This is a genomic window from Bartonella sp. MU70NMGDW, assembly GCF_042194085.1.
GTDB lineage: Bacteria > Pseudomonadota > Alphaproteobacteria > Rhizobiales > Rhizobiaceae > Bartonella > Bartonella grahamii.
On the sequence record NZ_JBHIMK010000301.1, the window covers coordinates 1 to 1386 of the forward strand.

Consider the following 1386-nt stretch of genomic DNA (forward strand, 5'->3'; position numbering starts at 1 on the left):
TTCTTTGCATTCATTATTTATTTATTGTCATTAGAAGCTGATACTGCCATAGCTTTAAAATACACTCCAGCGTGGTTCATATTTCTAGGAATTCTATACTTTCTTTTTGGAAAAAAGAATTATGCAAAAAAATAAAAAATAAAGCTTATGTCGCACAAAACATATAAAAAAGGGTAACTAAAGCTACCCTTTTTTGATATTTATCTATAAAATTATAAAAGCTATTGACAAAACATCTCTGTAGAAGCTTCAATTACGCTCTTTATCAACCAAAGCGTTAGATTTTATCCAAGGCATCATAGAACGAAGTTTTTTACCAACTTCTTCAATAGGGTGATTATCATTTAAACGCCGCATACTTTTAAAATGAGCAGCACCAGCTTTATATTCTTGAATCCAATTTGATGTAAATTTACCTGTTTGGATATCTTTCAATATACGTTTCATTTCTGCTCTGGTTTCATCCGTAATTACGCGTGGACCAGACATATATTCGCCCCATTCAGCTGTATTAGAAATCGAATAATTCATATTTGCAATGCCCCCTTCATACATGAGATCAACAATCAGTTTAACTTCATGTAAACACTCGAAATAAGCCATTTCCGGTGCATAACCTGCTTGTGTTAATGTTTCATAACCTGCTCGAATCAGTTCAACAAGACCTCCACAGAGAACCGCTTGTTCACCAAAAAGATCAGTTTCGCACTCTTCTTTAAATGTTGTTTCAATCACCCCAGCACGTCCACCACCAAGACCACATGCATAAGACAATGCTACATCATGAGCATGCCCTGAAGCATCTTGTGCCACCGCTATTAAGCAAGGAACACCACGACCACGTTGGTATTCATGACGAACTGTATGCCCTGGACCTTTAGGAGCAATCATCACGATATCAACGTGTTTTTTAGGTTCAATCAAGCCAAAATGAATGCTCAAACCATGCGCAAAAGCAATCACTGCCCCATCACGTAAATGATCATGAATATGCTCTTTGTAAATATCAGCTTGCAATTCATCTGGTGTTGCCATCATGATGAGATCTGCCCATTTTGCTGCTTCCGCAACACTCACCACTTCAAAACCATCTGCCATAGCTTTCTTAACTGTTTCCGACCCTGAACGCAAAGCTATTTGCACATTTTTTACACCGGAATCTTTCAAATTTAAAGCGTGCGCACGCCCTTGAGAACCATAACCAACAATGGCTACTTTTTTCCCTTTAATAAGATTAACATCCGCATCACGATCATAATAAACAAGCATAAAAACTTCCTTCTTTTTCTATTTAAACTGGATTTCAGATTATTTTTATTAAATAAGAAACATTATCTTCAGTGCATCACACACTTATAAAGACAAAAAACACCGCTTATAAGAACA

1 protein-coding gene is annotated in these 1386 nt (G+C 36.4%); it reads right to left on the reverse strand.

From position 1 onward, the window contains the following. Positions 1–249 precede the first annotated feature (249 nt). A complete protein-coding gene (ilvC, locus tag ACFIKE_RS10605; protein ID WP_375627121.1) occupies positions 250–1269 on the reverse strand; it encodes a ketol-acid reductoisomerase in 1020 nt (339 codons plus the stop codon). Positions 1270–1386: the final 117 nt, after the last annotated feature.

Excerpts from the sequence above, each read along its gene's own strand:
- ilvC (WP_375627121.1), bottom strand. The coding sequence starts at position 1,269 with ATGCTTGTTTATTATGATCGTGATGCGGATGTTAATCTTATTAAAGGG.